A 25,852-nucleotide genomic window follows, 5' to 3' on the forward strand; every position below is an offset into this window, starting at 1 on the left:
TTTCTTACTTATTCCTATCATATGATGTCGAATAAAACTAATCAATGGTGTCACCATATTTACCCCATTTTCCGTCATTTATTATTTTGCTTTCGGTTAAGAAAAAACGAAAAATAACTTCAACAGAATCAAATGAACGTGAATCATCTCATATTATTAGGATATTTGAGTTCACTAGAAAAAAGCTGATCTCGATCAATCAGGAAATATTAGTTTTTCTGAAGCAATTGTTCCTGGAATTGGAGTATCTATGAATGCTCTAACAAATGGACTGAGACGCTGTTAATATTATGGTTAAGAAGAATCACATTAGCAGGACCTTAACGACGTACAACCTCAACGGCTACCTCGCCCGATCCTTTGCCGCCATAATTGGCAAGTCAATGCACAAATAAAGGTGGTAAGTTTCCCTCAACAATTAAATGCGCCAGAGGGCTCCCTCCATCTCATATTAGATATGAATTCTTCGTCAATTTCCAAGCCCTTTTCTTTTCGTATTTTTTTGAGATTGGACTCTGTAATCGAGATATACTCATAAGGATTAAAGTTATCAATGGTTAGTGCTGCGCAAAACATGCTCACACCTCAGCTGATCCTTCCCAGGAAACGCCAGGAAATTCCCAGATTTCATCACCAAATCTTAAGGACCCATCGTACTGCTCCTCAACGATCTTCTTAAGCACATCCTGAGATAGTTTAAGAACCATTTTTAAGCGCTCAATCTCTTTAGTTAACGCCGCGGCTCTTCCAGCTGCTAGCCTCTCTCTAATTCCGGTGAGGCTTGTTCCAATTTATCTGCATTTGCCATGATTTTATCCCCCTAGTTATAATCCAGCATGCCAGCTTCTTTAGAATTTCTTTCGCGAGTTTAAGTGCCCATTGAACGGCTTCTGCCTTTTTTCCGCCGTTATGACTGTATTACACTGTGCCGAGCACAGAGTCTACACCCGTGATTTTTTCAGTAGCCCAGGCATATAAAGCTAGTTGTCTCATATGACGCTTGGGATTTCCCGACCGAATGACTGAAAGTTGCAGTTGAAGTATGACTTGAGGTAAGCCTTTGGCTAGCGTTTTCCTAACCTCCACTAACACGACATAGAGAGCCAAGAGATCACCACCTCTTGGATCTTCTTTTATTTTCCCGCTACCCGAGCTGACGGATTAAACGCCAAGCGTACTGCGAGCTAGCGAAATCGTCTCACTTCCAAATATGAATTCTTCAATGTGAATTGGCTGAACGTTGAGCAGATTGTGCTTAGTTTTTTTATTTTTGTCGGGAATCCGACATATTAGTATGAAATCATGTGATAATATACTTATATCACATTGGAATACTCGGTATTGAGGATTTGCATTATTTTATGAGTATTAATAGGGGGTATGATCCTATCTATGGAACAATTGCATGAGCTGACCGACCTTCAGGAAAAGGACCCTACTAAGGAAGTCATGGTTAAGGCTTTTCGACAACACGGTATTAGCTATACATACCGAAAAAACGAGTTTGTTTTTCAGGAAAATGACTTGCCCAGCGGAGCCTATTATGTCGCTTCAGGATTAATTAAAATTTCCCAATCCTCCGAGGAGGGGCAAGGAATTACCTTATTTCTTCGTTATGAGGGGGAAGTTTTCGGTAATGCGGAAGTGTTGACGAATATGGCTCGGAAGCGCTACGCCAAGTGTCTAGTGGACAGCCAAATCATTACGCTAGACAGTCGAAAATTCCTTGAATTGGCCAAGGAGAACGCGGAGTTTTCCTATTCCGTTGCCGTTCTAGGTGCGCGCAGACTCCTGCAAACACAGCGAATGGTCGAAACCTTAATCTCCCGCCCCGTCGCCTGGAGACTCGCTTGGTTCCTTTTGCAGTTAGGCAAACCGACTGAAGAGAAGCTCGAAATCCAGGTGCCGCTTAGCCATGAAGAGATATCCTATGTGATTGGATGCAGCAGACAAACTGTCACAGAAACCTTGAACAAATGGCGAGATAAAGGACTTATCGATTATGCCAAAAAGAAGATCGTTGTTTATCATCCGAACCGTTTCTTCACCGACATATAGACGAACATCCACCTGGAGGCCAACCCTATGATTACGTTAACCAATGTGAATAAATCCTTTTCACAGAATAAAAGCAATGCCTATACGGCTTTAGATCAAGTTTCCCTCACGATTAAAAAGGGAGAATTCGTCTCCATCGTAGGGCCCTCGGGCTGCGGAAAATCAACGCTCTTGAACCTGATCGCCGGATTCGAGCAAGTGAGCGGCGGATTAATTACGGTGGGTGGGCAAAAGGTAACTGCGCCAGGAGCCGATCGCATTGTCGTTTTTCAAGAGCACGGCTTGTTCCCTTGGCTCACGGTGCTGGACAATGTGGCCTTTGGTTTGAAGCAAAGGGGGGTATCCAAGAAAGATCGCTACGCACTCGCTACTGAACAGATCAAAGCTGTGCACTTGAGCAAGTTTATCTATCGTTATCCCCACGAGCTGTCCGGCGGGATGAAACAAAGAGTAGCGATTGCTAGAGCGCTCGTTATGGATCCTCAGATCCTATTAATGGATGAACCCTTTGCGGCATTGGATGAGCAGACACGTATCATTTTACTGAAGGATTTGGAAGAAATTTGGCTAAAAACGGGTAAAACGATCTTGTTTATTACACACAACATTCGTGAAGCTGTCATTTTATCTGATCGTGTTGTCGTGATGGCGACGCAGCCAGGCAGGGTCAAGAAGGAATTTGTCGTGCAAGCGGCTAGGCCTCACCAAAGCAGCGATCCGCTCATTCATGCTTTGGAAAACAAGATTATGGAAGCTCTGACGGATGAGCTCGAGAAGGTAGTCAGAGAGGAGCTTGGCCATGCATACAGCCTTAAGAAGAGCGCTATTTCTAATTCTGCTGCTGATCATATGGGAATTGGGATTTAGAATTTTTGATTGGGGGTGGAAGTTTCCTTCCCCACTGCAAACCTTTCAGGCCTTCTATGATGGGTTTGTTCATGGGCATCTCCTAAGCGCCATTGGGGCTAGTCTTCGTCGCTTACTCATCTCGTTTGCCCTATCAATTAGCATGGGCACGATATTAGGCTATTTATTTGCTCGATATCGGTATTTCGATGAGACCTTCGGCTTTCTCGTAGTTGCCCTCCAGACCGTGCCGAGTATCGCATGGCTGCCCTTCGCGATTATCTGGTTCGGACTGAATGACACTTCGGTCATTTTCATCACCACCATTGGCGCAATATGGACGATGTCGATGGCCAGCCGCACAGGGATCATGAACATTTCACCGATTCACCAGCGAGCTGCTCAAATGCTGGGAACGGGCAGCGGATACCGCTTGTTCTTTCAAGTGCAGCTGCCCGCGGCATTTCCCCATTGGATAACGGGGATACGAGTGGCATGGGCCTTCGCTTGGCGGGCACTTGTAGCTGGCGAGCTGATTGCCAAGGGCGTCGGGCTCGGGCAAATGCTGCAGGATGGACGCGGACTTGGCGATACGGCCACGATCCTGTGCGTCGTCATTATTATCGCTGTGATCGGTACCATATCGGATCATTTCTGCTTTAAACAGCTGGAGGATCGCATCGTGCTTCGTTTTCAGCTTAAGAAATAATTGCGTTATCTAGCTAAGGGGGAATTCGTATGAAAAAAGTAGGTTGGATCATGAGTTTGGTTGTAGTCGTATCCTTGGTTTTGTCCGCTTGCGGCCAGAGTAAGGAAACCGCTTCAAGCGCTGTCAGTGCGACTGTGAAAATTGGGATTTTGAAAAATGTCACCCATGCTCCCGGATTTATCGCCCTGCAGAATAACTATTTTCAGGACGCTTTTGGTAAAAATGCCAAAATTGACGTCACGGCTTTTGACAATGGCGCGGACTTCGCGACTGCGATTGCCACAGACCAAATTGATATTGGCTACGTGGGACCAGGTCCAGTTATCAATCAATATTTGAAAAGCAAAAATATCAGGGTCATTGCTGGCGCGAATAACGGCGGCGCCGTATTGGTTGCTCGCAAGGATGCAGGCATCAATTCCGTCAAAGATCTCGTTGGTAAAACGGTAGCTGTTGCTGCCAAAGGTGGCACACCCGATTTGTCCCTTCGGTTGCTGCTCAAACAGGAAGGGTTGAAAGTCTCCACCGATACGTCAGGTGTGCAAATCGTTACACGTGCCCCGGCAGATACGTTAGTCGCGATGCGTCAGAAAGAAGTAGACGCAACTTTGATTGCAGAACCTTGGGGTACACAGATCATCCAAGAGGGTACCGGTACGATTTTAGTCGATTGGAACAAAATCCCGCCAAAAGACGGAAATTATCCATTAACGATTCTCGTAGCCAGTGATACATTCCTGAAGGATCACCGTGATTTGGCCAAAAAAGCGGTGAAAGCCAACAAACAAGCGATCGATTTCATTCAGAAAAATCCGGATAAAGCCTATGGGCTGATTAGCGATGAGCTGAAGCAGTTAGCCGGTAAAGGAATGGAGCCAGCACTCATCAAAGCAGCCATTGACCATTTGAAATTAACCCAAGACATTACCATAGAGGATATCAACGAGCAGGCTAAAGCATCCTTTGATGCAGGGTACTTAAAAGTGAAAGCGGAAGAGTTGGATTTCAGCAAATTCTTGGATTTATCGCTTTTAAATGAAACTAAAAAAGAAAAATAAACATACGTAACCGAGGAGGCCATCTGTGTATATACAACCACAAGAAAACCTATTGCCGGATGTTCATGAGCACATCAAAGTCGTCATTCTTGGCACGGGCACGCCGAGAGCCTTTTATGGCAGGGCGAAGGCCGGCGTCGCGATTCTGGCTGGTGACAAAGCGTTCCTATTCGACTGCGGAGGCGCAACCGTTGACCAACTGATTAAAGCAGGGATCATGCCGCAGCGGATTTCTGATGTCTTTTTCACGCATCATCATAGTGATCATAACTCCGGGTTTTTCGATGTTTTCATCACCAGCTGGCGGACACATGTGATCGCGGATCGGGTATTTGAGGGGCGCAAAGGGCCTATGAACGTCTACGGACCCATCACAACGAAAGAAATTATCGGCAAAATGAGGGCGTCTTTCGACTTCGACGTGAATCTTCGAGTGAACTATAACTTCTCCGCAGGTGAAGGGGCGGACATTTGTTATTTTGAAAGCAACGAGGGTGTGGTTTACGACCAAGGTGGCGTTAAAGTCACGGCTTTCGAAGTGGATCATAAGCCTGTTGATCCCGCTATTGCCTATAAATTCGAGTTCAACGGAAAGTCGGTCGTCATTTCAGGCGATACCATCCCCGTTGAAAATATGATTACACACAGTCGCGGCGTGGATCTGCTTGTCCATGAATCTTATAACAAAGCGTGGCTGGACGCGCTGATCGCCAAATTCCCTGAGCAGACCATTGGACTGTCTAATCCAGCCAAGTATCATTCGACCACGCACCAAGTGGCAGAAATCGCCCGAGAAGCCGGCGTGGCTCATCTGGTGCTCACCCACCACATTCCTGCTCCTGCCGCCACTGAGGAGGCGGAGGCCGCCTATACAGAAGGTATGCGGGACATCTACGGTGGCCGAATTACGATGGCCCGAGATTTAATGGCATTTGATCTTGCATGATAAAAAGCAGCTCTGCGTTCATTCACTCAGAGCTGCTTCTTTCAATAAGTTTCGTCTTATCTTCTTTGGGCGATAATTCTTCAATTGGGTTTGAATTTCTGTAACTACTTCGTCGTTGGGTAGCTAAAATACATTCGACGGTTTTTCATCATTTAGTAACGCAACTGCAGAAATATACTGGTTGCCGCAGCATAGCTGTTTTAAGCTAACGTTCTCCGTCGTAACGTCTTAATCTTTTTATCGGAAAATGGAGCTTCCTTAGAATTTGTTATGTCTGATTCCCAAGTCATAGGTGCGCAAATGACACTATTTCATGCAAGTTCTATTTCACTGTAATGATCCCTTGCATGGCAGCTTGGTGAAGCTCACAAATATAAGCGTAATCGCCTGGTTCATTTAACGTCACACTGGCGGATTCACCTGTAGCGAGATAAGGGGTTCGGAAGCTTCCATTAACCGCAGCGGCATTGTGCTTGACTTTATCCCTATTTGTAAAAATTATAGTGGAGCCCGTCTCTACTGAGATATTCCCGCCTTTGAATTGAAATCCCTCGATTGTTACGAAGTAGGTTGAAGCCGCGGTATCGCTGACTATATTCACCTTGCGCGTTACGTCATCATAGTTAACCTTCAAGCCGAATGTTTCCGCAAGAAATCGTGAATGCACAAAGGTGGTGCCGTTAATAAGCTGGGCAGGGCCAACCATCGTTTGAGGTGTACCATCTATAAGAGCTTCGGATGAGCCAATGGATAACTTTACTAGCTTTGCTCCTTTCTTAACAGTTACGGTTTGGGTGGATGCCTCGTAGCCGACTTCAGCACCAATCCCCTCTGCCAGCGCGCGATAAGGCACAAATAATGAATTATCAATAAGGTACGAATCCCCAACTTGCATCGGCTGTCCATTTAGCTCCAGCCTCATATCCGATTTTAATTGCCCCTCTGCAAATACCGTAATAGTACTAGACAGCCACAAAAGGACAGCGATACTAATCATTCTCCAAGGTTTGAGCATATCAAAAATCCTCCTTTAAAGTTTGGTTACTCAACAAGAGTAACGAAACAAAGGAAGATTTGGATGACTCTGTTTAAGAAAAGAATGATTGATTTGTCAGCTCTTTAATAAGGGAGCCGATAAAACGAGCGATCCTCTAGGTGTATTACCATGTGCATCAGGCTCTAAAGTGATCGCGATGGTGTCATAGTTATTTGGATCAAACGTGTAGTATAATCCGCCTGTTCCGTTCTGCGTCATAAAGGTGCCCGCGTTCACCGGAGTTTCTTTTCCTTTGATTAACCAAACCTGATACGCCTCATTATTTTGAAGCTCTGGCAGTTGCTCCGCCTGAACGAGCAAATGGGTGCCTTTACTGTCGATGACAATTGTGGCGAGTCCTTTGGCCACAATGTCCTTGGCAGCACTGCTTAGCTCAACCACTTGATTCGCCTGAACAGCTTCAGATGGGCCATTCATTTGTGCAAGATTGGACTGTAGTTCGTTAATTTGTTGTTTTAAATTGTAGCTGTACATAGCTAGTATCAGCACAGCCGCTGACAAGCCTCCATAAAGCCATGGCCGAAATCGGTTTTCTTTTCCCGGGCTCTTTTCAAGGGATGCTTTTACAAAAAGTGACGGTATTTCATCAGATTGAGCCTGCTCCTCACTGAGGACATGCTCAAGTACGCGTGTCCTCATCCCTTCGGGTGGGGATACAGGAGCCGATGCCATCGGGAGCAGGTCAACAATCGCTGTAAGCTCCTCAAGTTCTGCGGCACATGCCGGGCATGACGGAAGATGGCGTTCGAATGCTGCCCGTTCCTTCGCATCCAATCCGCCAATCGCATACATCTCGAGACTATCGCATTCTTTCATTGGCTTATTCATCCTTGAATTTCCTCCTTCCCCACACGGGTAAGCCGCTCTTTTAACTGTTTCAGTGCTAATCGCACCCTGCTTTTCACCGTGCCTAACGGAATTGACTGTTGATCGGACACTTCTTGTTGGGTGTAGCCCTGATAATAGATGAGTTCAACAACTTGCTGCTGATCCCAGTTCAGCCCATGCAAGGCTTCTCGAATTTCTTGCCCTCGCCATTCTTCAAGCACCGCTTCTTCCGTACTCTTTCCCTGGTCTGGAATCGCAGTTAGCTGCTCCGCTTCCATTGTTTGCTGCATCGTGCGGTTTTGCTTTTTGCGAAGCAAATCAATGGCAATATTCCGCGTTAAAGTGAACATCCAACTTGTTAGCTTACCATTTTCCGAATTGTAGCGTTCCGCAGCTTTCCAGACACGAAGAAAAAGTTCCTGAACGACTTCTTCGGCCATCATCGTATCCTGGACAATGCGATAAGCAAATGCAAAAATCGGCTTCTCGTATTTGTCATATAGAAATGCAAGTGCATCGGCATCTTTATTTATGATGCGCTTCATTAGTTCGTGATCGCTGATCGTCTCCTGCATGAAGGATCTCCTCTCCAAAGTCTCCTCCCTAGTATATACTTCGTATAATCTTTTGTATTGGATGATAGACAAAAAGCAAATTATTTTTATCCTGTGATCCAAATCTCAAACTCCTTCGTTGTATTAACCGAAAGCACAAAAAACACGCCAAGGAGCGATAACGATGAAAACAATGAAACCTATGGTAAAAACATTTGCAATGGCTGCACTGGGGCTTACCCTCATTTTCCCATCGCTGGCAAGTGCACATTCGTATTCGATTAAAAGCGGATCTTCGGACCTGCGCATTACACTCGAGAGCCTGCTAGGTGAGCATGCGGAATTAGCTATAATCGCTATGCAAAAAGGAATTGACGGAGCTGCTGATTTTAATGATGTAGCTGCAGCTTTACTTGCCAATGGGGATGACTTGTCAGCGGCGGTCGGTTCAGTTTATGGAGATGCTGCGGGGAAGGCTTTCAAGGGATTATGGAGCACGCACATCGGCTTTTTCGTCGACTACGTGACGGCAACGTCCAAGAAGGATCAGGCGGGGCGTCAAGCGGCCTTGGATAAATTAGCGAAGTATGGCACAGATTTCGGAGCATTTTTGGAAAGTGCTAATCCGAATCTGAAAGCGGCCGATGTTGCAGAAGGACTCAAGTCGCATGTGAGCCAGCTGATTGAAGCTTTTGACGACTATGTCAACAAGGACTACACCAGTGCATACAAAGCAGAACGCGAGGCATACGCCCATATGATGCATTTTGGTCATGTCTTGGCAGATGCGATTGTAAAGCAGTATCCAGATAAGTTTACAAATGAAGGGGCTTCCGTCGCTTCTGTCGATCTTCGCTCTGCACTCGACGGATTGTTAAGCGAGCATGGCAGTCTGGCAGTACTAGCGATGCAAAAGGGAATCAACGGAGCACCTGATTTTGACGCTGCAGCAGGGGCATTGATGGCGAACAGCGATGATCTCTCAGCAGCCATTACCTCTGTTTATGGAGCGGATGCCGGTAAAGCTTTTAAAGGTCTTTGGAATACACATATCGGTTTCTTTGTGGATTACGTGAAAGCAACGGCTGCGAAGGATGAGGCGAAACGGAAAGAGGCACTGGATAAGCTGAATCAGTATGGTACTGATTTCGGTGCCTTCTTGGAAAGCGCGAACCCGAACAACTTTAAAACCACCGATATTGCTGCAGCCCTCAAACCGCATGTTGCGCAGCTAATCAGGGCGTTTGACAGTTATGTTGGTAAAAATTATACCCAGGCCTATGCCAGTACACGTGAAGCTTCTGCGCATATGTCCCATACAGGGGATTATCTGGCTACAGGAATCGTAGCGCAGTTTCAAGAGAAATACCACGATCCTAAAACACCAAATGGTTCATCCGTTATGAAGATTTGGATGAAAATTGGGAGCAGCTCGCTGGCCATTGACAATAAATCGATGATGATGGATACGGCGCCGTTCATGTGGGAGAGTAGCACCTACGTGCCGCTTCGCTTCTTGGCAGAGGGAATTGGAGCAAATGTGACGTGGGATCAAGCCAGCCAAACTGCTTGGGTAAAAGCCGGCAAGGACACGATGACATTCTGGGTTGAAAAAGACACAATGGAGCTAAACGGTGTGACCAAAGCAATCGGTACTCCCGTTGTACTGAGGGATGGCCGTACACAAGTTCCACTACGTTTTATCACCGAGATGTTAGGCTGGGATGTCGCTTGGAATGAATCGGATTGGTCGATTACCTTGAGCAAAGCAATGCCAATGGAGCAAGGCATGAAGATGGACGCGCATATGCATTAAAATAAAAAGAGCAGCTGCCGTGTGGCGGGCTGCTCTTTTGGCATTACATAACATCTAAAATAACAATAAAATCCTCAACTAATTTTAATGAAATTTATCACTAAACGTCGTAAGACCGTGATTATCTGAACTGGCGCGAATAACTGATTAACTGATTACTATTGTAAATTCGACTAACGAACTTTAATTTCCCAGATACGTTGGTTGCTGATATAGGAAAATAAAGATCGTTAGTCAAAGCCCAGTATTTCTGCGGTTTTCAATATTGTTAATTCTCAAAATATTTTCGTTAGTCAAGGAACTTTTTCTAATGGAAATGTAGAAAATGTGGAAAATAAAGTTCGTTAGTGATATTTACTTTTGTAAATACACATTCAACGGTCTTTCAATCACATTGTAACGTAGCTGCCTATCTATACTTGGCAGCCGCGGCATAGGTGCCTTAAGCTAACGTGTCCCGTTACTTCAATTAGTCTACAAATATAATTTAAGCAATATAAAAACCCTTCAACATCTAAATCGAATGAATGGTATTTCAAATCTCTATTTCGAATCCAATTTTCTACTTTCTCAATATACGTTCCATTCATGATTATTAGTTCTAGGCACGTTCGAAGTATTCTGCCTATTAATGTAATGGAGGCTGCCGTTCATGTCGGCACCCTCCCATTGGTGTGTTCATTGAGCTATACAATCCGTTAGCATAACGATCGCTCCTCGATTAATGCTTTTTTCCTCACCGAAAAACAAAAGGATCTAGACGGTTCATTTGGTTACCACCACACAAGGGATGAGCGGCCCAACCCCGAGGTCCACAAGCCGCATGACGACAAAGGCTATGAAATTTATATGTTTATCAGCGGCGCCGGCAACTATACGTTGAAGGAGTCAGGTACGAACTGGAGCTTTTCATTCTGATGATAAATTCGAATGAGCTCCATGTGGTAAATATCTCCGACGAAGTCCCGTATGAACGTGTAGTACTGGGCTTGGATGAAAACCTGCTACCTCCTTTTATGCTGAACAGCGATGATTTCTTCCGCACGATCAAATTCCGTAAGCTGGGCCAAGACAATCAAATGAAACCCCAAAACGTCATCAACAGCGGACTTCTGGATCTATTTTCCAAGCTGCGTCAGCTTTTTCAGGAGAATAATGCGGAGAGTGAATATGTCGCAAAATGTGTCATTGTTCAGATTCTATTCACGATCAATCATATTGCCGAAGTAGGGTTGCCAAGACCTAATAAAAAAGCAAATTTCAAAATAGCCTCAATTCTTGAATTTATCAATGCCAATCTGGATCAGGAGCTTGACCTGGATTCATTAACTCAGAAATTCTTTGTTACCAAATCCTATCTATGTCGTACATCTAAAGATGTAACTGGCTTTTCTGTTAATCAATATATTACGTATAAAAGAATTCGAATGGCGGACGAGTTGATCGTGCAGGGATACCCCCTACCCAGGCTTGTTTCATGTCCGGATTTAAAAGTTACTCAAATTTTTTCCGCTCCTACCGCAAGCTCACCGGGTATACGCCAAAAGCAGGGAAAACCAAATAAGCAGTAACGGCAGACAAAGAGAAATGATCCTTAAGAATAAGGATCGTTTCTCTTTGTCGCTTATTTTTCTGTTCTATATTGCGAGTTCAGCCAAGTTGGCTAAATTACAAAACGATATTGTGGCTGTAATCTATTACTTAATCACCGACATTCCAAAAAGTTGCTAATTGACTCAATATAGAATTTCTTTTTTAATTTCCATTCCCAATATCTACGTTTCACATCTTCGCGTTGCAAAGTCATTAAATAATATTTTTCTACACCTCCGAGACGGTGCCCCCGGGAAGATACCGAGACGACCCGCGCACCATTCGCCTTCTCCAAGGCCGGCCACAACCGGGCGGCCAGTTGAAAGTGGCCAAGATGATTCGTGGCAAATTGAGATTCGTAGCCTCTCGCGTCGCGGCTAAGAGGAGCGGCCATAATGCCAGCGCTGTTAATAAGCATATCCAACTTACGCCCCGTAGCGAGGAAACGCTCTGCCAAGCCATCGATCGAAGAAGGATCCATAAGATCGAGCGTCTCCAATTCCAATCGAGGAATCCCTGCCACCGCGGCCCGCGCTTTATCCGGCGTGCGTGCTGGCACGATGACCGTTGCGCCGGCTTCTGCCAGAACACGCGAGGTCTCAAGACCAATGCCGGAATAACCGCCTGTCACGAGCGCGAATTTCCCCGTCAGGTCGAGGTTTCCTAGCGCTTCTCGAGCCGTTGTTTGAGGTCCGAATCCCGATGGAATTGCCGATTGATTCTTTCTTTCGCTGCTTGCATGAGAATTCATTTGATGAACCACTCCCGTCCATGAATTATTATTTCTAATCGTTTCTCAGAGTGTCCCTTTCATGCTTGCGATATTCACGCCGATGGAGAGGAGAGTATCCAATGCTGCTTTTCCTTGTGATTATTGTGGCAAGATATCATGTCCTAGAATGGTTTTCGTTTCTACATACGCTGCTAAGCCGAATGTGCCGAATTCTCTACCTATCCCGGATTGCTTGAAACCGCCGAATGGCGCTTTCGGCTCATCGTACAAACCATTGATTAGCACGCGACCAGAGACGATTTGCGAAGCCACGCGATTAGCACTCTCGAGGTTAGACGAGCTAACGTAGGCGGATAGACCATAGATGGTATCGTTCGCGATTTCGATCGCTTCTTCCTCCGTTTTATACGTTAAGATGGACAGTACCGGTCCGAATATCTCTTCTTTGGCGATCGTCATGTCCATTGTCACGTTAGCAAACACGGTAGGTTTTACATAGTAACCATTGTCTAAGCCTTTGGGATGCCCTTCTCCCCCAACAATCAATTCGGCGCCTTCTTGCGTGCCAAGTCTAATGTAACGTTGAACCGTCTCGTATTGCTTCTGGTTGACCATGGGTCCAATATACGTGCCTTCCTCCCGCGGGTTTCCGACTTTAATGCCTTCAACCGTTTTGATTACAAGCTGTTTCACTTCCTCCAATCGATGCTCAGGAACGATCAATCTGGAGCCAACATGACATGCTTGTCCGCTGTTGCTGAACGCGGTCATGACGGACAATGGAATAGCCTTGTTGAAATCCGCATCATCAAGAATCACATTAGGGGATTTACCTCCCAGCTCCAAGACCATACGTTTCATCGTAGCCGCGCCGTCTCTAGCAATGATTCTTCCAACTTGCGTGGATCCCGTGAAAGAAATCATTGCGACGTCAGGGTTACGAGTCATTTCCGCGCCAACCACGTCGCCTCTGCCGTTAACGATATTGATTACGCCTGCAGGTATTCCTGCTTCATGGAAGCATTCAGCGATAATTTGCGTTTGCAACGCGCTAATCTCACTCGGCTTAATGACGACTGTGCAACCGGCTGCGATGGCAGGAGCAAGCTTCGTGGAGATGTGAGTGTAGTTCGCGTTCCATGGCGTGATAAGTCCGATAACACCTAGTGGCTCAAGTACAACCTTCGCTTTACCGATTTGTTTCTCAAATTGGAATTCTTTCATGACATCCAGGTTATGGATGAAGTTTTTAGCGGCATACTGAGTACGTCCAGCTGTGGCGGCTGCAGGAGCACCATATTCATCGACGGCTACTTGATTTAGTAAATCGAATTTATCCATCATCACATCGTGTAGACGTTGGAGCATTTGGCTACGTTCTTCAATCGTCGTATTCTTAAATGTCTTGAAGGCTTCTTTTGCTGCTGCGATTGCAGCTTTCGTATCATTCTCGTCGCCCAAAGTGACGCGGCCAATAACTTCTTTCGTTGCAGGATTGATGAGCTCTTGTACTTCTATACCATTTGGTTTTACAAATTTACCATTAATATAAATTTCATCGATGTTTTTCATTTTTTTATCTCCCTTATTTTAAATTGTTAAGCAAATGAATTCTGTACAACCTTAAACCTTAAAGTTCACTTTAAGTCAAGCATTATCTTTTCGCTTCATTTCTGCGCTTATTTCCTAGCATAATTTCCTTCTCGATCCGCGTACCAAATGAACTTCTGCGTATTTGGAATTTTCCGATCGCCTCCTCATCATTATCTGATGACAACAAGCCCATCTGGCTACGAGAATAACCTTAACCCCTAAAGTGCACTTTAAGTCAAGCGTTTTTGTGATTCGCAGATTTATCTTGAGCTTATTTATACTTTAAAAGGTGTAGAATCAAGCGAGAACTCTACGACAGACATTGGTGCTTATTTTTTGTAGCTGTTTTCATGCTTTCGGATAAATTATTGTTGCGAAAAAGCTTATCCCTTAAAGTTAACTTTAAGACTAGCGATTTCTGATATTTCTTTTTAAAGGGCACGAAAATAAAACTTGACCTAACGTGGACTCAAAGGTATACAGTAAAACATGTTATGAAGATGTAACAACGCTTAAGCAACTCAAGAAAGGAGGTGATCATTTTTGGGACTTTCTATTAAAGAAGCATCGGAACGATTGGAAATTCCTCCCCATACGATTCGATACTATGAGAAAGAGGGGCTTCTTCCTTTTATTCAAAGAGATGAGCACGGCAATCGTATTTTTGGATCTAAAGATTTGGACTGGATTAAATTAATGACATGTTTCCGTGTGACAGGCATGTCAATATCAGCTTTAAAAAACATTGTCAATATAGCTCTTCAAGGCGATTCAACCATACCGGAAAGAAAGGCAATACTTGAAAAGCATAAAATGGAATTACGAAAACGACAATTAGAGCTGGATATCGCATTTGATGCCGTGAACCACAAATTGACCAAATACGACTCGATTCAAAAAGGAACGGCTCATTCGTTATGAATGGATAAACAAAAAAAGACCATGATATAAACATGTTCCCTATATAGCCTTTAGTATGAAAACAACCTCCTTACGCTCTCTTATAGCTTGGGAGGTTGTTGTGCAATTAACCGTACCGTGCCTTCACAGATCAAGTAAACTACGTGACATAAATCACTTTCTATAAAGTGGGCTTAAAGGTTTATGCTAGGTATACTTCATTCCTAAGACAGAAGACCCAACTTATGCTAAGGAGCTAAAAATGAATTGGATAACATTAAAAATTTACTGCTAGGCTGGGATCGTGTCTACGAGCACGAGGATTGGTATCCTCCTCTTAAACAATCCTTACTTGGACTAACTGTCGAACAAGCCCGTTGGCGCCCAGAAACAACAGTGAACCCCATTTGGGCCATAACCAGCCATTTAATCTATCTGAAAGAGCATTTTTTAAATGTTCTTCGTGGTGGCATTTCCGCATTTCCTGAAGGGCTAACGAGCTATGATACGTATAACCTTACTCTGGTGGCAGAAGGGGATGAAAATGCCTGGGCCGCGACGGTTGAACGACTGGATAAAGTACACAAAGAAATTAAAATAGAACTTGCCTTCTTAACAAAGGAAGATTATGAACAACCAAAGGAAGATGTGCCATTGGGCCATTGGGCCATTGGGCAAGAGGTTTAATCGTTCATGATGCTTACCATACAGGACAAATTATTCTATTACGTAAACTTCAAGGCTCGTGGCCATCAGTGGCAGATAACAAATAGCCAATGTAAATAAGAGGCGAATTGTTATTATTGAGAAAGCAAGCATTCGAATAGAATTGCTGTCGTTAGCGCAGGCTACTTTAGAATCGAGCTCTTGCAGCGTTCGAACACCATTATAAAAAGTTACTTCAATTTATAAATGAATCGCATCTAATTCATATATTTAGATCCTGAATTTACAAGCATAACTGAATTAGCACGGCTAATCGTACAAATATTTTCTTGACTTAAAGTAATCTTCAAGGTGTAAAATAGATTTTCGATCTAATGATGCTTTAAAGAAAGGAGATTGTTAGCTTTGGGACTCTCTATTAAAAAAGTTTCGGAACGCCTTGGAATCCCTCCACATACAATTAGATACTATGAAAAAGAAGGACTACTTCCTTTTATTCAGAGAGATGAGCATGGAAACAGAATTTTTGAGAACAAAGATTTAGAATGGATCAATTTAATGACATGCTTCCGTGTGACTGGTATGCCAGTAGCTGCCCTAAAACATATTGTTGATTTAGCTCTTCAAGGGGATTCAACCATCTCCGAAAGAAGAGCAATTCTGGAAAAACATAAAGATGAATTAAAAAAACAACAATTAGAGTTGGAACGCGCTTTTGAAGCTGTAAACTATAAGTTATCGAAATATGACTCTATCCAAAACGGAAAGTCAGACTCGAGTTCAGAGTTCACTATGAATCCATAAATAGGGAGATATGGTCACATCAAATACTTAGCTGGATATCAGAAAAAAAGGAACTGATGCGTGATGGGACTGACCCCATAAAGTGTGACCAATCAAAACACCTTCAAGAGAACGCTTCTATGTCGTAAGATATGGAGGACAACTTGGAGGTGTTTTTCTATTGGCAACAAGAGTTAGTTACCCCATGGAAATAAAGTTAAAGGCTATTGAAATGAGAAACGCAGGGATTTCTGTAAAGGATGTCATGGAGCATCTCAACATCCGAAATAAGACACAAGTAGAAACCTGGGTGCGTTGGTATCGAAGAGGTGAGATGAACCGGCTTGAGCAACCCGTTGGTAAACAATACACCTACGGCAAAGGACCTGAACCTTTATCAGAGCTGGAGCAACTGAAAATAGAGAATCGGTTTATGAAACAACAGTTAGATATTCTAAAAAAGTACAAGGAAATGGAGAGGCGGTGTCTGCAAAAATCGTAGTGGAATTGGTAGAAACAATCCGAGGCAGAGTTAGTGTTTCTCAGGCATGCGCATGGCTAGGAGTTCCTCGCGCGACCTACTATCGTTGGAGGGCAATGCAGGAGACCGAGCAAGTAGACGATATGGTGGAAACAGTTCGCGATCTCTGTACAACGCACAAGTTTCGTTACGGATACCGAAAGATCACCGCATTGCTCCGAAGGGAGCATACGATCAACCACAAGCGAGTACAACGAATGATGCAACAGGAAGGGCTACAATGTCGCGTCAGGGTCAAGAAACGCAAACCAACAGGACAGCCGGCCTACATAGCGGAGCATCTGATAAAGCGAAATTTCCAAGCTGAAGCACCTTTGAAAAAGCTGGTCACAGATGTTACGTACTTGCCCTACGGTGGAAAAATGTTATACCTTTCGAGTATCCTAGATTTGTTTAACGGAGAGATTGTTGCGAGCACGATATCGGACAAACAGGACACTTCATTTGTGCTGGATACACTAAGTCAGTTGCCAGATCTCCCTGGAACGATATTGCATAGCGCTCAGGGCAGTGTTTACACATCGCAGGCCTATCAGGAAGCAGTCAAAGGAAAAGGCATTACCATGAGCATGTCCCAGAAGGGTACGCCCGCTGATAATGCCTCCATTGAATCGTTCCATTCCACTCTAAAGTCTGAAACGTTCTATCTCGAAGGTTTAACCTGCACGACGACGGCAATCGTTGAGCAGACCGTTTAAGAGTACATTTATTACTATAACTCAATTCGTATTCAAACAAAACTAAATAAAACCAGTCGCCGGTTGATTACCGACGACTGGTCGCTTAACTTGAAAGGTGTTTTGATCCCTGTCTCAAAAACGGTCAGTCCCCAAAGTTCACTCAAGCCTTTTTTTCACTCATGCATTAATGTTCGGCCCAGCTGTCCAAATAATCTTTCTGCTCTTGCGTTAAAAAATCAATGCTAGTGTCAAGCGATTTTAATTTAAATCTTGCGACTTGCTCGTCGAGCTCGTAGGGCACGTTGAGTACCTTCTTGCCGATTATCTCGTATTGCTCGTTAACATATTTCAGCGACAGAGCCTGAAGTGCAAAAGTCATATCCATTATTTCCACTGGATGTCCGTCGCTTGCTGCCAAGTTAACGAGGCGGCCCTCCGCCAACACGTATAATTTGCGGCCGTCTAACAATTGATACTCTTCGATGTTGCGGCGCACGGTTCTTTTCGAAGCCGATATCGCTTCTAACTCCCATTTGTTTACCTCCACATCGAAGTGGCCCGCGTTAGAAAGAATCGCTCCGTTCTTCATTACTTCATAGTGCTCGCCGCGAATCACATCACGGTTGCCTGTGACCGTCACGAAGACATCGCCCAGCTTCGCGGCTTCTTTCATCGGCATAACGGCAAAGCCGTCCATATACGCCTCAACGCCTTTAATTGCGTTGATTTCCGTGACAATAACATTCGCACCAAGACCTTTAGCCCGCATAGCAACGCCTTTACCGCACCAGCCGTAGCCGACCACAACGACCGTCTTCCCAGCCACGACCAGGTTCGTCGTTCGGTTAATTCCGTCCCACACCGATTGGCCCGTGCCATAACGGTTGTCGAACAAATATTTACAATACGCATCGTTCACAGCAATCATAGGGAAAGCAAGCTTGCCTTCTTTGGCCAGGGCTTTTAGACGCACAATGCCTGTGGTTGTTTCCTCCGCGCCTCCGCGAAGGTTTTCCGCCAAATCTTGGCACTCGGCATGCAAAAGGGTTACCAAATCGCAGCCGTCGTCGATAATAAGGTCCGGCTTGGATTCTAGCGACTTGATTTGCAGCGCTTTGAACTCTTCTAGAGTTGGTTTGTACTTGGCAAACACCGTAATGCCATCTTCGACAAGCGCCGCGCACACATCGTCTTGCGTGCTCAGCGGATTGCTGCCCGTGATCGTCACGTCCGCGCCGCCGGCTCTGATAACTTTGGCAAGATAAGCCGTTTTCGCTTCGAGGTGAAGGGCAATCGTCACTTTCAATCCTTTGAACGGCCGCTCCTTCTCAAATTGATCACGAATCCTGTTCAGCACAGGCATATGCGTCTGCACCCAATCAATTTTCAAATGGCCCTCCGGCGCCAGCGCCATATCCGCGACAATACTTTTTTCCAGTGTGTTCATACTATACCCCCAGAGCCTTTTCGAGTTAGGCCGTAATTTTGATCAACTTCATAGCTCTAATATTAACGTTAAATACTAAAGATCTTACAGGGAAGAATCTAAAGAATTTCTGAAGGGAACCGCAATTGTAAAGATATAAATACCATTAGTATGAATCAATTTTATAGTACCTCCATGCAATTCAATAATGTTTCTGGCGATGGAAAGACCTAGTCCGGATCCAGCTTGGATGCCTTCGCTGCTCCGTGAATGATCAACTTTATAAAAACGATCAAACAATCTGCGTTCTTGTTCATGCGTGAGGGGGTGACCTTGATTTTCAATTTCAATATAAAGACGCTGTTCGTCCGACTTTAGTAAAATACAGATAGATCCCGGCTTAACTGAATACTTGAGAGCATTCATTAGCAGATTATCGATAGCTCTGGCAAATTTACCGCTGTCAATCAAGGTATTAACAGGGGAGTCGCCAATTTTTTTTATTATACGGATTCCGTTTTCTTGAGCAAATGGTTCAAATTCAAATAACATTTGATCGAGAAGTTGATGAACATCAAGCAGTTTCAAGCTTAGTTGGATGTTGGAAGTTGTAAGACGCGTAAATTCAAATAAATCATCAATCAGTTTTTTTAAATGGATAGCTTTGTTGTACGTGTTTTCAACAAACCGTTCATACTCATTTTGATCCCTAAAAGAATTATTTCTTAATAAATCCAAATAACCTATTATACTCGTAAGCGGTGTACGCAGGTCGTGGGATACACCTGTGATCAGATCGATTTTCGACTTTTCCAAGTCACGTTCTTTTTGAATCTGTTGTTCTAATTTTTGCGTCATCAAGTTAATACCAAGGGCTACCCTTCCAAGTTCGTCCTCCCGGTAAATAGACACTCTATGTTGAAGATTACCTTCTGAAATGAGTTGAAGTCCTTCCTCTAAAGTGACAAGATCCTTGACTACACGCTTGGTTAACATAAAAAAAGATAAGATAAAGATAACTATATATACCATTAGGTTAAAGTATGGCACGTAAAGATAATATCCATATCTATTAATAAAACTGGCAAAGATAAGCATAAAAACAAAAGCAATAAGTAAGCTTAATCCAAAAAACCATAACATTTCCATCTGAATGCTCTTTTTTCTCTTCATTAACGTCAACATCTTACCTTGCTTACCTTTCAATTTTATAACCAACTCCCCAAACGGTTTTAATATATCGCGGCTCTCTTGGGTTATCCTCAAGTTTTTCACGTAAATTCCGAATATGAACCATAACCGTATTATCTGAATATCCAGCCAGTTCATTCCATACAGTTTCATAAATTTTCTCAGCATTAAATACTTGGCCTGGATGATTTGCGAGCAGTTCTAAAATTGAAAATTCAAGTGGCGTTAGCGAAATTTCGCTTTCTTTAAGGGTTACGATATGCTTTGTCTTATCTATACAAAGATCTTGAATACATATTAGCGATTCGTTAGGTTGTTCTTTCGCCGTGAATGTTTGCCGCCGCAGCTGAGCCTTTACTCGAGCAAGCAGTTCTAAAGGATTAAAGGGCTTTGTCATATAATCGTCAGCCCCGGTAGTGAGACCCGCGATTTTATCAATATCCTCTTCCTTGGCTGAGAGCATGATGATGGGGATGGTTAACGTTTCCCTTATTTTGAGGCAAGCCTTAATGCCATCCATTCGCGGCATCATCACATCCAAAATAATCAGATGGACTTCATTTGACTTTAAGACGTTTAATGCTTCCAAACCGTCGGAAGCTTCTAGCACCTGATAACCTTCGTTACGTAAATATACATGAATGACCTCTCGAATTTCCGCGTCGTCATCCACAACAAGCACTATTTTCATTACGCTTTGCTCCTATTCCAACTTTTATAGATTATGAATATCAGTATTCCTAAAAGTAAGGCAAGTCCCGCATAAATACTATAATGATAAATCAAGGTGCCAATCATTTCTACATGGCTACCTGCAAACTGTCCTAAGGTAAAGAAAACAAATGTCCACGCAAGTCCGGCTGTATAAGAAAAAATAACGTAGCGACGATAAGACATTTTATTAATCCCGACTAAATAGGGAACGATATGCCTAACCACAGGAATAAAGTAGCTAAAACTAAGCGCAAAATTTCCATATTTATTTAACAGATGTTCAGAGGTTTGAATATGTTTATCGAAATTCTTTCTACGACGAAGTTTATCCAGTACTGGCGAACCGAAAAATCTGCCGAGAAAATAACCAAGGGATAACCCGGAAATAACACCTAAATAAGTGACAAAAAATGCCGGGATTGGATGCAGTAAACCCGCTTTGCTTACAGCTCCTCCGGTCATAACGATGACCTCATCTGGAATCGGCATCCCAACAATTCCGAGCCATAGCGCAAAGAACAAAGCCGCGTAGCCGAACTGTGAAATCGAGTGGATAAGCGTATCGTAATTCACTTAAATCCCCTCCTTTTTACGGCATGTATAAACAAAAGCTGGAGGGAAATTAAGAGGTACGAAATCTATTTTTTCAATATTGAAATTCTTGGACAAATGTTTCATCATCTGAAGAGAGTACTGAAAAGCGATGAAATAACCTCCCGGCTTTAATGCTTCGATAATGTTATTGAGTAAAGTTTCTCGCAAGTCATTTTCAAAATTAAAAAAGGGTAATCCGCTAATGACACAGTCGAGTTGGGGAATGCCTTTCTGATTCATTGTTTTAGTTAAATGACAAGCATTTGAATGGCAGATGAAGTCCGGGTAATTGGTTTGCAAATCGTGCTTCATCTTGTCGTCCATTTCAAACAATAACACCTTTGTTGACTCTTCTACTCGCTGTTGGATTAAGCGTGTAATCGCTCCTGTGCCTGAACCGAGCTCGGCCATTGCAGATACCTCTTCCCATGGCACAGATTGTACCATTTTACTTGCAAGAAATCGCGAACTGGGCACTACGCTTCCGACCCGCTTGGGATTTTTAATAAATTGTTGCAAGAACATAACATACTGATTAGAGTTCACTTGACTCTCCCCCATTCTTCTTTATTTTCTTCATTTATTCATCGGCTCATACTGCAAAGACGAGTTGGTATATTTAGATTTGTACCATTGGGCGGTTATAAAACTACCAACAGCTATGCACAATGTCACTACGATTGATTTAACATCAATTAAAGCCAGAACACTCAGTATATGAGCTCCAAAGAACTTACCGAAAGCAAAGAATGTAGCGGTCCACACAAAAGCACTGGAATATGAAATCAACGCAAACTTCTTGTACGAGAAACCGTTTAATCCAACGAATACTGGCAGAACATACCGAACCACTGGAATTAAAAAGCCTAGACACATGGCGTTATCTCCGTGTTGTTTAAAAAGTTTCTCTGCCTTCTGAAAATGGCGGTTGAATTGAAACTTTGATTTGATTTGCTCCCCAAAGATTTTGCCAGCTAAAAAACCAAATGTAATAGCTGTTAGTAAGCCAGCGAGGATAAAAATATATATAATCCACGGGTTTAAAGTTCCGTTGTTACCCAAAATGCCACCGGTTAGTATCGTTATTTCATTAGGAACGGGTATTCCGAATGGACCTAGGCAGAAGGCAAGGAAAAAAATCAGATACCCATGGTGATTGACTAGCTGGATGATAGTATCACTGATCACGTTATAACCTCCTCTTTGATGTCGATGGGATTATATTAATATATAAATCTAAGGAATCGATGGGGATAATTCTAAAGAAAATCTGAAGGAAGAATAAAGCAGGAGCCAACCCGCAGGGAACACATGGAGGAAATACGACAGTTGTACGGCTACCGGAATTTTACGCTTCGGGAATACCGCTCAATCTCCCAAACTTTGTTGAAATATGACTTAGAGAATGGAAATGCCGTTTACTTGCTTCGCACAGCAATAGATGAGCTACGCAAGCAAAAAATAATTTTACCTGGAATAACAACACTGGAACATGTTGTATGGGAAGCCCTGTAATGCGCCGAAGAGAAAATATCCAAGCTGCTTATTTCGTCTCTTACTCCGGAGCAGATTGGGGTCCCGCCATCATTTTAACCAAAATATACGCTAAGGACGTTAGGTGCAGAAAGAGGTGATATGCCAAGCTCATCGACTCCCCTCAAAATAAAAATCCGACCGTCTATATTACAAGACGTCCGGATTCCAGTTAAAGAGGACAAAATTTATGAAATCGCTGAACAACTCGGCTACTTCAATCCCCGTATTTTGGGAAGATATCTTCTTTCATTGTCGGCATTGCTAGCCCCCAATCCTCGCCTGCGGCAAATCCTTTTTAGGATGATAGCTCCCTAACCAATAACACAACCGCATTTAAAAGATACTAGAAGGAGCAAACATTAAACTTGGCTCTGTCGTTTCTGATAGATAGCTGCAAGAAAACATGCTATAGAGATACTGCCCCTTTGTTTTTTATCATTTGTGGTTTCTGTATTATCATTAGCTCGTTGGCGGTCACCTGATATCAGTGCGCCACTTGTAAAAATAGTAGAGATAATTAGAATTAAACCAATGCAGCCTGAAAGGCAAGCTCCTTCACTTCAATTTGTTTTTAGCGGGAAAAATCTATTCTACATCCATCCATCGAAATGATCTTGTACAAAAAGAACCTCTTTTTCATAGTGCGCCAAGTGCCCCTCATCAACCATTTTTTTAAAGGCTGGATTCCCTGCGGCGGCACCATTTCTCAACGTATCACACAGTACTATCAAACGTTGTAGAATCCATTGCTGCAAATTATTTGGGACAGGAATTCCATACGATTCAAAAAACAAATGAATTCGCCGCCGACGCTCTGCGGCGTGTATTTCATTTTGGTATGGTACCGTTGTTTCAGAAAAGTGGTCAGGTGCGAAACTCGCAAGCGGAACCGATGTGTACAAGGTGTATGCAATGTCCCACATACGCGGTCCTGGGCCTGCCATATCAAAATCAATTAGTGCCACGGGAGCACCATTTTGAAAGACAACATTATATAATGCTGCGTCATTATGACAGATCACTTCATGTTCAGTCTCTTCAGCGTAGCTAAGTTGCCATCTGGCCTCCTTAGTAGGAGTAAACGCGTTAGTCGCATCATGGAAGCTGCGCATTAGACATGCCAAACCCACAAGAGTTTCGTCTGACCACATATAGGATTCAAGTTTCGGATAATTGTTCCCAGGTACTACTCCAGGAATAAAAGTCAATATTTCGCGGCCAGAGCCATCGATTCCAAGAAATCTTGGTGCTCCCTCAAAACTTTTCTTTTCCAAATGAACTAGTAGTTCATGAATATTCGGACTCCAAATACCTATAGGTCGACGAACCGTGTTCGACATTCGAATTATGTGATTTACATTACCGCCATTTAACACTTCTTCCTGAGTCACTGAGTTTCATTCCTCGCTTTTACAGATATTAGTCTGTAAGTATTGGACGTACTCCCTTAATAATAACAAAATACTTCAAGGCATTTCTTATATAGAACAATTATAACTAAACTCCCTTTAGTTTAATCTCAAGGCTATATTAACAAAACCAATAACTGGAACCCCTTAGGGTTCCGAATATGTTCCTATTTAACGGAAGAAAAGACTAAAGCATAAAAAGAGCTAAGCGCACAACCACTTAGCTCCTTTTTCAATTATTCCCTTTACTAACCCTTAGTTCTCACACCCGCTGTTTACGAATGGAAGCGGCTGGAATAGCTAGCTCCTCCCGGTATTTGGCCACGGTTCTTCGGGAAATCCCAATTCCCTGCGTGACGAGAAGCTCAGAGATTTGTTGATCGGAGTAAGGCGCAGATTTCCGCTCTTGCGAGAAAATTTCCTTCATTTTATATTTCACCAAGGAAACTGAAACCGTGCTACCTTGTGACGTTTGAAGTCCCATAGAAAAGAGAAATTTCATTTCGATTAACCCCTGGGGGGTCTGAATGTATTTATTTTGCACGGCACGTGAAATAGTTGACTCATGCAGCCCTAATCTCTCCGCGACACTCTTCAGATTTAAAGGCCTGAGATACGCCAAACCCATATGCAAGAAATTGTACTGTTCATCGATTAATACCTGAATAACACGATGAAGTGTGGCATTGCGTTGTTCGATGCTTTTGATTAACCAACTGGCAGATTTGAATTTATCCCTGAGGTAAAAGGATGCATCCTCCTGCTTGTCATTCACCCATTGTGAATAGGCGGAGTTCATAGAGACACGTGGCATATACTTCGTATTCACCTGAATGGAAAACCCATTAGGCTCTCGGCGAATATACGCATCCGGTATGATATAGCAGGGCTTCACATCAGGAGGGTAAGAGCTGCCTGGCCAAGGATTTAAAGTCTTGATATAGGCGTGTATTTTCGCAATTTGCTGCTCTGAACGCTTCAACCTAACTCCGACCTCTTTATATCTCCCTTGAGCTAATTGGGGTAAGTAATGTTCCACACATGCCAAAGCGCCAACATCTGCCTCGCTATCCTTCCGAATCTGGATTAGCAAGCATTCTCGAACATCTCTAGCCCCAATACCTGCAGGATCTAGTGACTGCAGTGCTGCAAGGGCATCTAAGGCTACCTCCATGTTCTCCCCCAGAATTTCACAACATTCGTCCAGTTTCAGACTGAGATATCCTTTTTCATCCAGATTACCTGCAAGAAAGATTGCGAATTTACGTACTGCCGGTGTCAGTCTTATATGAACTCGCAGTTGTGAACATACATAGTCTTGAAGTGACTGCTCATGCGCCCGTAGGAGAAGAAGCGGGTCTGTTTGTGATGCATCCAAAGATCCAGAGGAACGTATTTTACGATACAAATAGGGGGACTCTTCCACTTCAAGTATCGGATTTTCTACGGACTGTTCTAGCAAGAATTGATTTAGCTCATACCCGGATAGTTGCAAAATATGAATAGATTGTCTTAACTCCGGTGTCATTGCCAATTTAACCTGCTGGGACTGTTTCTGTTGCATACTCATGGACATCTCGCTCATCCTCCTTTGTGTCGGGTGGGTATGGACTACTAATCG

General features: G+C 43.5%; 24 protein-coding genes and 2 pseudogenes. 12 read left to right on the forward strand and 14 right to left on the reverse strand.

The features are described from left to right. Positions 1-1,392 precede the first annotated feature (1,392 nt). Genes RQP52_RS27505 through RQP52_RS27525 form a run of 5 tightly spaced genes read left to right on the forward strand, consistent with a single transcriptional unit; the run spans position 1,393 to position 5,617 of the window. Positions 1,393-2,058: a Crp/Fnr family transcriptional regulator gene (locus tag RQP52_RS27505; RefSeq protein ID WP_315954804.1), complete on the forward strand. Its 666-nt coding sequence runs from the start codon at positions 1,393-1,395 to the stop codon at positions 2,056-2,058. A gap of 27 nt (positions 2,059-2,085) precedes the next feature. Beyond that, positions 2,086-2,925 carry an ABC transporter ATP-binding protein gene (locus RQP52_RS27510; protein ID WP_315954805.1) on the forward strand — a complete coding sequence of 280 codons (840 nt, stop codon included), beginning with the start codon at positions 2,086-2,088 and terminating at the stop codon, positions 2,923-2,925. Then, positions 2,915-3,613: an ABC transporter permease gene (locus tag RQP52_RS27515; protein WP_315954806.1), complete on the forward strand. Its 699-nt coding sequence runs from the start codon at positions 2,915-2,917 to the stop codon at positions 3,611-3,613. The genes RQP52_RS27510 and RQP52_RS27515 overlap by 11 nt, the downstream gene beginning before the upstream one ends. 29 nt (positions 3,614-3,642) lie before the next feature. After that, positions 3,643-4,671, forward strand: coding sequence for an ABC transporter substrate-binding protein (locus RQP52_RS27520; protein ID WP_315954807.1), 1,029 nt, complete (start codon positions 3,643-3,645; stop codon positions 4,669-4,671). A 25-nt stretch (positions 4,672-4,696) separates the two neighbouring features. Beyond that, positions 4,697-5,617, forward strand: coding sequence for an MBL fold metallo-hydrolase (locus RQP52_RS27525; RefSeq protein ID WP_315954808.1), 921 nt, complete (start codon positions 4,697-4,699; stop codon positions 5,615-5,617). Positions 5,618-5,939: 322 nt separating this feature from the next. On the opposite strand, the gene RQP52_RS27530 is transcribed toward RQP52_RS27525, so the two are convergent. The 3 genes from RQP52_RS27530 to RQP52_RS27540 all read right to left on the reverse strand — a co-directional run bounded on the left by RQP52_RS27530 (position 5,940) and on the right by RQP52_RS27540 (position 8,077). Further along, positions 5,940-6,632: a stalk domain-containing protein gene (locus RQP52_RS27530; protein WP_315954809.1), complete on the reverse strand. Its 693-nt coding sequence runs from the start codon at positions 6,630-6,632 to the stop codon at positions 5,940-5,942. 96 nt (positions 6,633-6,728) lie between these two features. Continuing rightward, a complete protein-coding gene (locus RQP52_RS27535; RefSeq protein ID WP_315954810.1) occupies positions 6,729-7,502 on the reverse strand; it encodes an anti-sigma factor in 774 nt (257 codons plus the stop codon). Beyond that, positions 7,499-8,077: an RNA polymerase sigma factor gene (locus RQP52_RS27540; protein ID WP_315954811.1), complete on the reverse strand. Its 579-nt coding sequence runs from the start codon at positions 8,075-8,077 to the stop codon at positions 7,499-7,501. Before RQP52_RS27540 ends, RQP52_RS27535 begins: the two co-directional genes overlap by 4 nt. Positions 8,078-8,240: 163 nt before the next feature. On the opposite strand from RQP52_RS27540, the gene RQP52_RS27545 reads away from it, so the two are divergent. Together RQP52_RS27545 and RQP52_RS27550 are read left to right on the forward strand one after the other, a co-directional pair. Beyond that, the gene (locus RQP52_RS27545) at positions 8,241-9,872 is read left to right on the forward strand and encodes a copper amine oxidase N-terminal domain-containing protein (RefSeq protein ID WP_315954812.1); all 1,632 of its coding nucleotides are present in this window, start codon (positions 8,241-8,243) and stop codon (positions 9,870-9,872) included. Positions 9,873-10,789: 917 nt separating this feature from the next. Next, positions 10,790-11,443, forward strand: coding sequence for an AraC family transcriptional regulator (locus RQP52_RS27550; RefSeq protein ID WP_315954813.1), 654 nt, complete (start codon positions 10,790-10,792; stop codon positions 11,441-11,443). A 134-nt stretch (positions 11,444-11,577) separates the two neighbouring features. On the opposite strand, the gene RQP52_RS27555 is transcribed toward RQP52_RS27550, so the two are convergent. Both RQP52_RS27555 and RQP52_RS27560 read right to left on the reverse strand, forming a co-directional pair. Beyond that, the gene (locus RQP52_RS27555) at positions 11,578-12,216 is read right to left on the reverse strand and encodes an SDR family NAD(P)-dependent oxidoreductase (protein WP_315954814.1); all 639 of its coding nucleotides are present in this window, start codon (positions 12,214-12,216) and stop codon (positions 11,578-11,580) included. A 120-nt stretch (positions 12,217-12,336) separates the two neighbouring features. Beyond that, positions 12,337-13,770: an aldehyde dehydrogenase family protein gene (locus RQP52_RS27560; RefSeq protein ID WP_315954815.1), complete on the reverse strand. Its 1,434-nt coding sequence runs from the start codon at positions 13,768-13,770 to the stop codon at positions 12,337-12,339. Positions 13,771-14,334: 564 nt separating this feature from the next. Between RQP52_RS27560 and RQP52_RS27565 the strand changes: the two genes are divergently transcribed. The 4 genes and pseudogenes from RQP52_RS27565 to RQP52_RS27580 all read left to right on the forward strand — a co-directional run bounded on the left by RQP52_RS27565 (position 14,335) and on the right by RQP52_RS27580 (position 17,468). After that, positions 14,335-14,712, forward strand: a complete 378-nt coding sequence (locus RQP52_RS27565) for a MerR family transcriptional regulator (RefSeq protein WP_315954816.1) — start codon at positions 14,335-14,337, stop codon at positions 14,710-14,712. Positions 14,713-14,958: 246 nt separating this feature from the next. Continuing rightward, positions 14,959-15,378, forward strand: coding sequence for a DinB family protein (locus RQP52_RS27570; RefSeq protein WP_315954817.1), 420 nt, complete (start codon positions 14,959-14,961; stop codon positions 15,376-15,378). Between the two features lie 384 nt (positions 15,379-15,762). Beyond that, positions 15,763-16,161, forward strand: a complete 399-nt coding sequence (locus RQP52_RS27575; protein WP_315954818.1) for a MerR family transcriptional regulator — start codon at positions 15,763-15,765, stop codon at positions 16,159-16,161. Between the two features lie 160 nt (positions 16,162-16,321). Beyond that, positions 16,322-17,468, forward strand: a pseudogene (locus RQP52_RS27580) (IS3 family transposase). Between the two features lie 77 nt (positions 17,469-17,545). Here RQP52_RS27580 and RQP52_RS27585 read toward each other — a convergent pair. The 6 genes from RQP52_RS27585 to RQP52_RS27610 form a co-directional block, all read right to left on the reverse strand. Then, entirely contained in the window at positions 17,546-18,808 is a 1,263-nt protein-coding gene (locus tag RQP52_RS27585; protein WP_315954819.1) for an adenosylhomocysteinase, read from the reverse strand. Positions 18,809-18,892: 84 nt separating this feature from the next. After that, positions 18,893-19,993 carry a sensor histidine kinase gene (locus RQP52_RS27590; RefSeq protein WP_455430407.1) on the reverse strand — a complete coding sequence of 367 codons (1,101 nt, stop codon included), beginning with the start codon at positions 19,991-19,993 and terminating at the stop codon, positions 18,893-18,895. Continuing rightward, entirely contained in the window at positions 19,983-20,669 is a 687-nt protein-coding gene (locus tag RQP52_RS27595) for a response regulator transcription factor (protein ID WP_315954820.1), read from the reverse strand. The genes RQP52_RS27590 and RQP52_RS27595 overlap by 11 nt, the downstream gene beginning before the upstream one ends. Then, entirely contained in the window at positions 20,669-21,265 is a 597-nt protein-coding gene (locus tag RQP52_RS27600) for a DedA family protein (RefSeq protein WP_315954821.1), read from the reverse strand. Before RQP52_RS27600 ends, RQP52_RS27595 begins: the two co-directional genes overlap by 1 nt. Then, on the reverse strand, positions 21,266-21,847 hold the full coding sequence (locus RQP52_RS27605; protein WP_315954822.1) for a class I SAM-dependent methyltransferase: 582 nt from the start codon (positions 21,845-21,847) through the stop codon (positions 21,266-21,268). 15 nt (positions 21,848-21,862) lie between these two features. Next, positions 21,863-22,474, reverse strand: coding sequence for a DedA family protein (locus RQP52_RS27610; RefSeq protein ID WP_315954823.1), 612 nt, complete (start codon positions 22,472-22,474; stop codon positions 21,863-21,865). Positions 22,475-22,570: 96 nt separating this feature from the next. Between RQP52_RS27610 and RQP52_RS27615 the strand changes: the two are divergent. Continuing rightward, positions 22,571-22,798 (forward strand): annotated as a pseudogene (locus RQP52_RS27615) (DUF4158 domain-containing protein); the annotation flags it as partial. A gap of 383 nt (positions 22,799-23,181) precedes the next feature. On the opposite strand, the gene RQP52_RS27620 reads toward RQP52_RS27615, so the two are convergent. The 3 genes from RQP52_RS27620 to rpoN form a co-directional block, all read right to left on the reverse strand. Further along, on the reverse strand, positions 23,182-23,355 hold the full coding sequence (locus RQP52_RS27620; protein ID WP_315954888.1) for a DUF5316 family protein: 174 nt from the start codon (positions 23,353-23,355) through the stop codon (positions 23,182-23,184). Between the two features lie 57 nt (positions 23,356-23,412). Continuing rightward, the gene (locus RQP52_RS27625; RefSeq protein WP_315954824.1) at positions 23,413-24,162 is read right to left on the reverse strand and encodes an aminoglycoside phosphotransferase family protein; all 750 of its coding nucleotides are present in this window, start codon (positions 24,160-24,162) and stop codon (positions 23,413-23,415) included. Between the two features lie 331 nt (positions 24,163-24,493). Beyond that, positions 24,494-25,807 carry an RNA polymerase factor sigma-54 gene (gene rpoN, locus RQP52_RS27630; RefSeq protein ID WP_315954825.1) on the reverse strand — a complete coding sequence of 438 codons (1,314 nt, stop codon included), beginning with the start codon at positions 25,805-25,807 and terminating at the stop codon, positions 24,494-24,496. Positions 25,808-25,852 lie beyond the last annotated feature (45 nt).

The sequence above is a fragment of the Paenibacillus violae genome, assembly GCF_032461945.1.
Lineage (GTDB): Bacteria > Bacillota > Bacilli > Paenibacillales > NBRC-103111 > Paenibacillus_E > Paenibacillus_E violae.

What these genes read in the sequence shown, in the direction of transcription:
- RQP52_RS27625 (WP_315954824.1), bottom strand. Translation starts at nt 24,162, where the DNA reads ATGTCGAACACGGTTCGTCGACCTATAGGTATTTGGAGTCCGAATATT.
- RQP52_RS27535 (WP_315954810.1), bottom strand. Translation starts at nt 7,502, where the DNA reads ATGAATAAGCCAATGAAAGAATGCGATAGTCTCGAGATGTATGCGATT.
- RQP52_RS27560 (WP_315954815.1), bottom strand. Translation starts at nt 13,770, where the DNA reads ATGAAAAACATCGATGAAATTTATATTAATGGTAAATTTGTAAAACCA.
- RQP52_RS27510 (WP_315954805.1), top strand. Translation starts at nt 2,086, where the DNA reads ATGATTACGTTAACCAATGTGAATAAATCCTTTTCACAGAATAAAAGC.
- RQP52_RS27530 (WP_315954809.1), bottom strand. Translation starts at nt 6,632, where the DNA reads ATGCTCAAACCTTGGAGAATGATTAGTATCGCTGTCCTTTTGTGGCTG.
- RQP52_RS27550 (WP_315954813.1), top strand. Translation starts at nt 10,790, where the DNA reads ATGATAAATTCGAATGAGCTCCATGTGGTAAATATCTCCGACGAAGTC.
- RQP52_RS27585 (WP_315954819.1), bottom strand. Translation starts at nt 18,808, where the DNA reads ATGAACACACTGGAAAAAAGTATTGTCGCGGATATGGCGCTGGCGCCG.
- RQP52_RS27545 (WP_315954812.1), top strand. Translation starts at nt 8,241, where the DNA reads ATGAAAACAATGAAACCTATGGTAAAAACATTTGCAATGGCTGCACTG.
- RQP52_RS27540 (WP_315954811.1), bottom strand. Translation starts at nt 8,077, where the DNA reads ATGCAGGAGACGATCAGCGATCACGAACTAATGAAGCGCATCATAAAT.
- RQP52_RS27505 (WP_315954804.1), top strand. Translation starts at nt 1,393, where the DNA reads ATGGAACAATTGCATGAGCTGACCGACCTTCAGGAAAAGGACCCTACT.
- RQP52_RS27520 (WP_315954807.1), top strand. Translation starts at nt 3,643, where the DNA reads ATGAAAAAAGTAGGTTGGATCATGAGTTTGGTTGTAGTCGTATCCTTG.
- RQP52_RS27555 (WP_315954814.1), bottom strand. Translation starts at nt 12,216, where the DNA reads ATGAATTCTCATGCAAGCAGCGAAAGAAAGAATCAATCGGCAATTCCA.
- RQP52_RS27595 (WP_315954820.1), bottom strand. Translation starts at nt 20,669, where the DNA reads ATGAAAATAGTGCTTGTTGTGGATGACGACGCGGAAATTCGAGAGGTC.
- RQP52_RS27605 (WP_315954822.1), bottom strand. Translation starts at nt 21,847, where the DNA reads ATGGGGGAGAGTCAAGTGAACTCTAATCAGTATGTTATGTTCTTGCAA.
- rpoN (WP_315954825.1), bottom strand. Translation starts at nt 25,807, where the DNA reads ATGTCCATGAGTATGCAACAGAAACAGTCCCAGCAGGTTAAATTGGCA.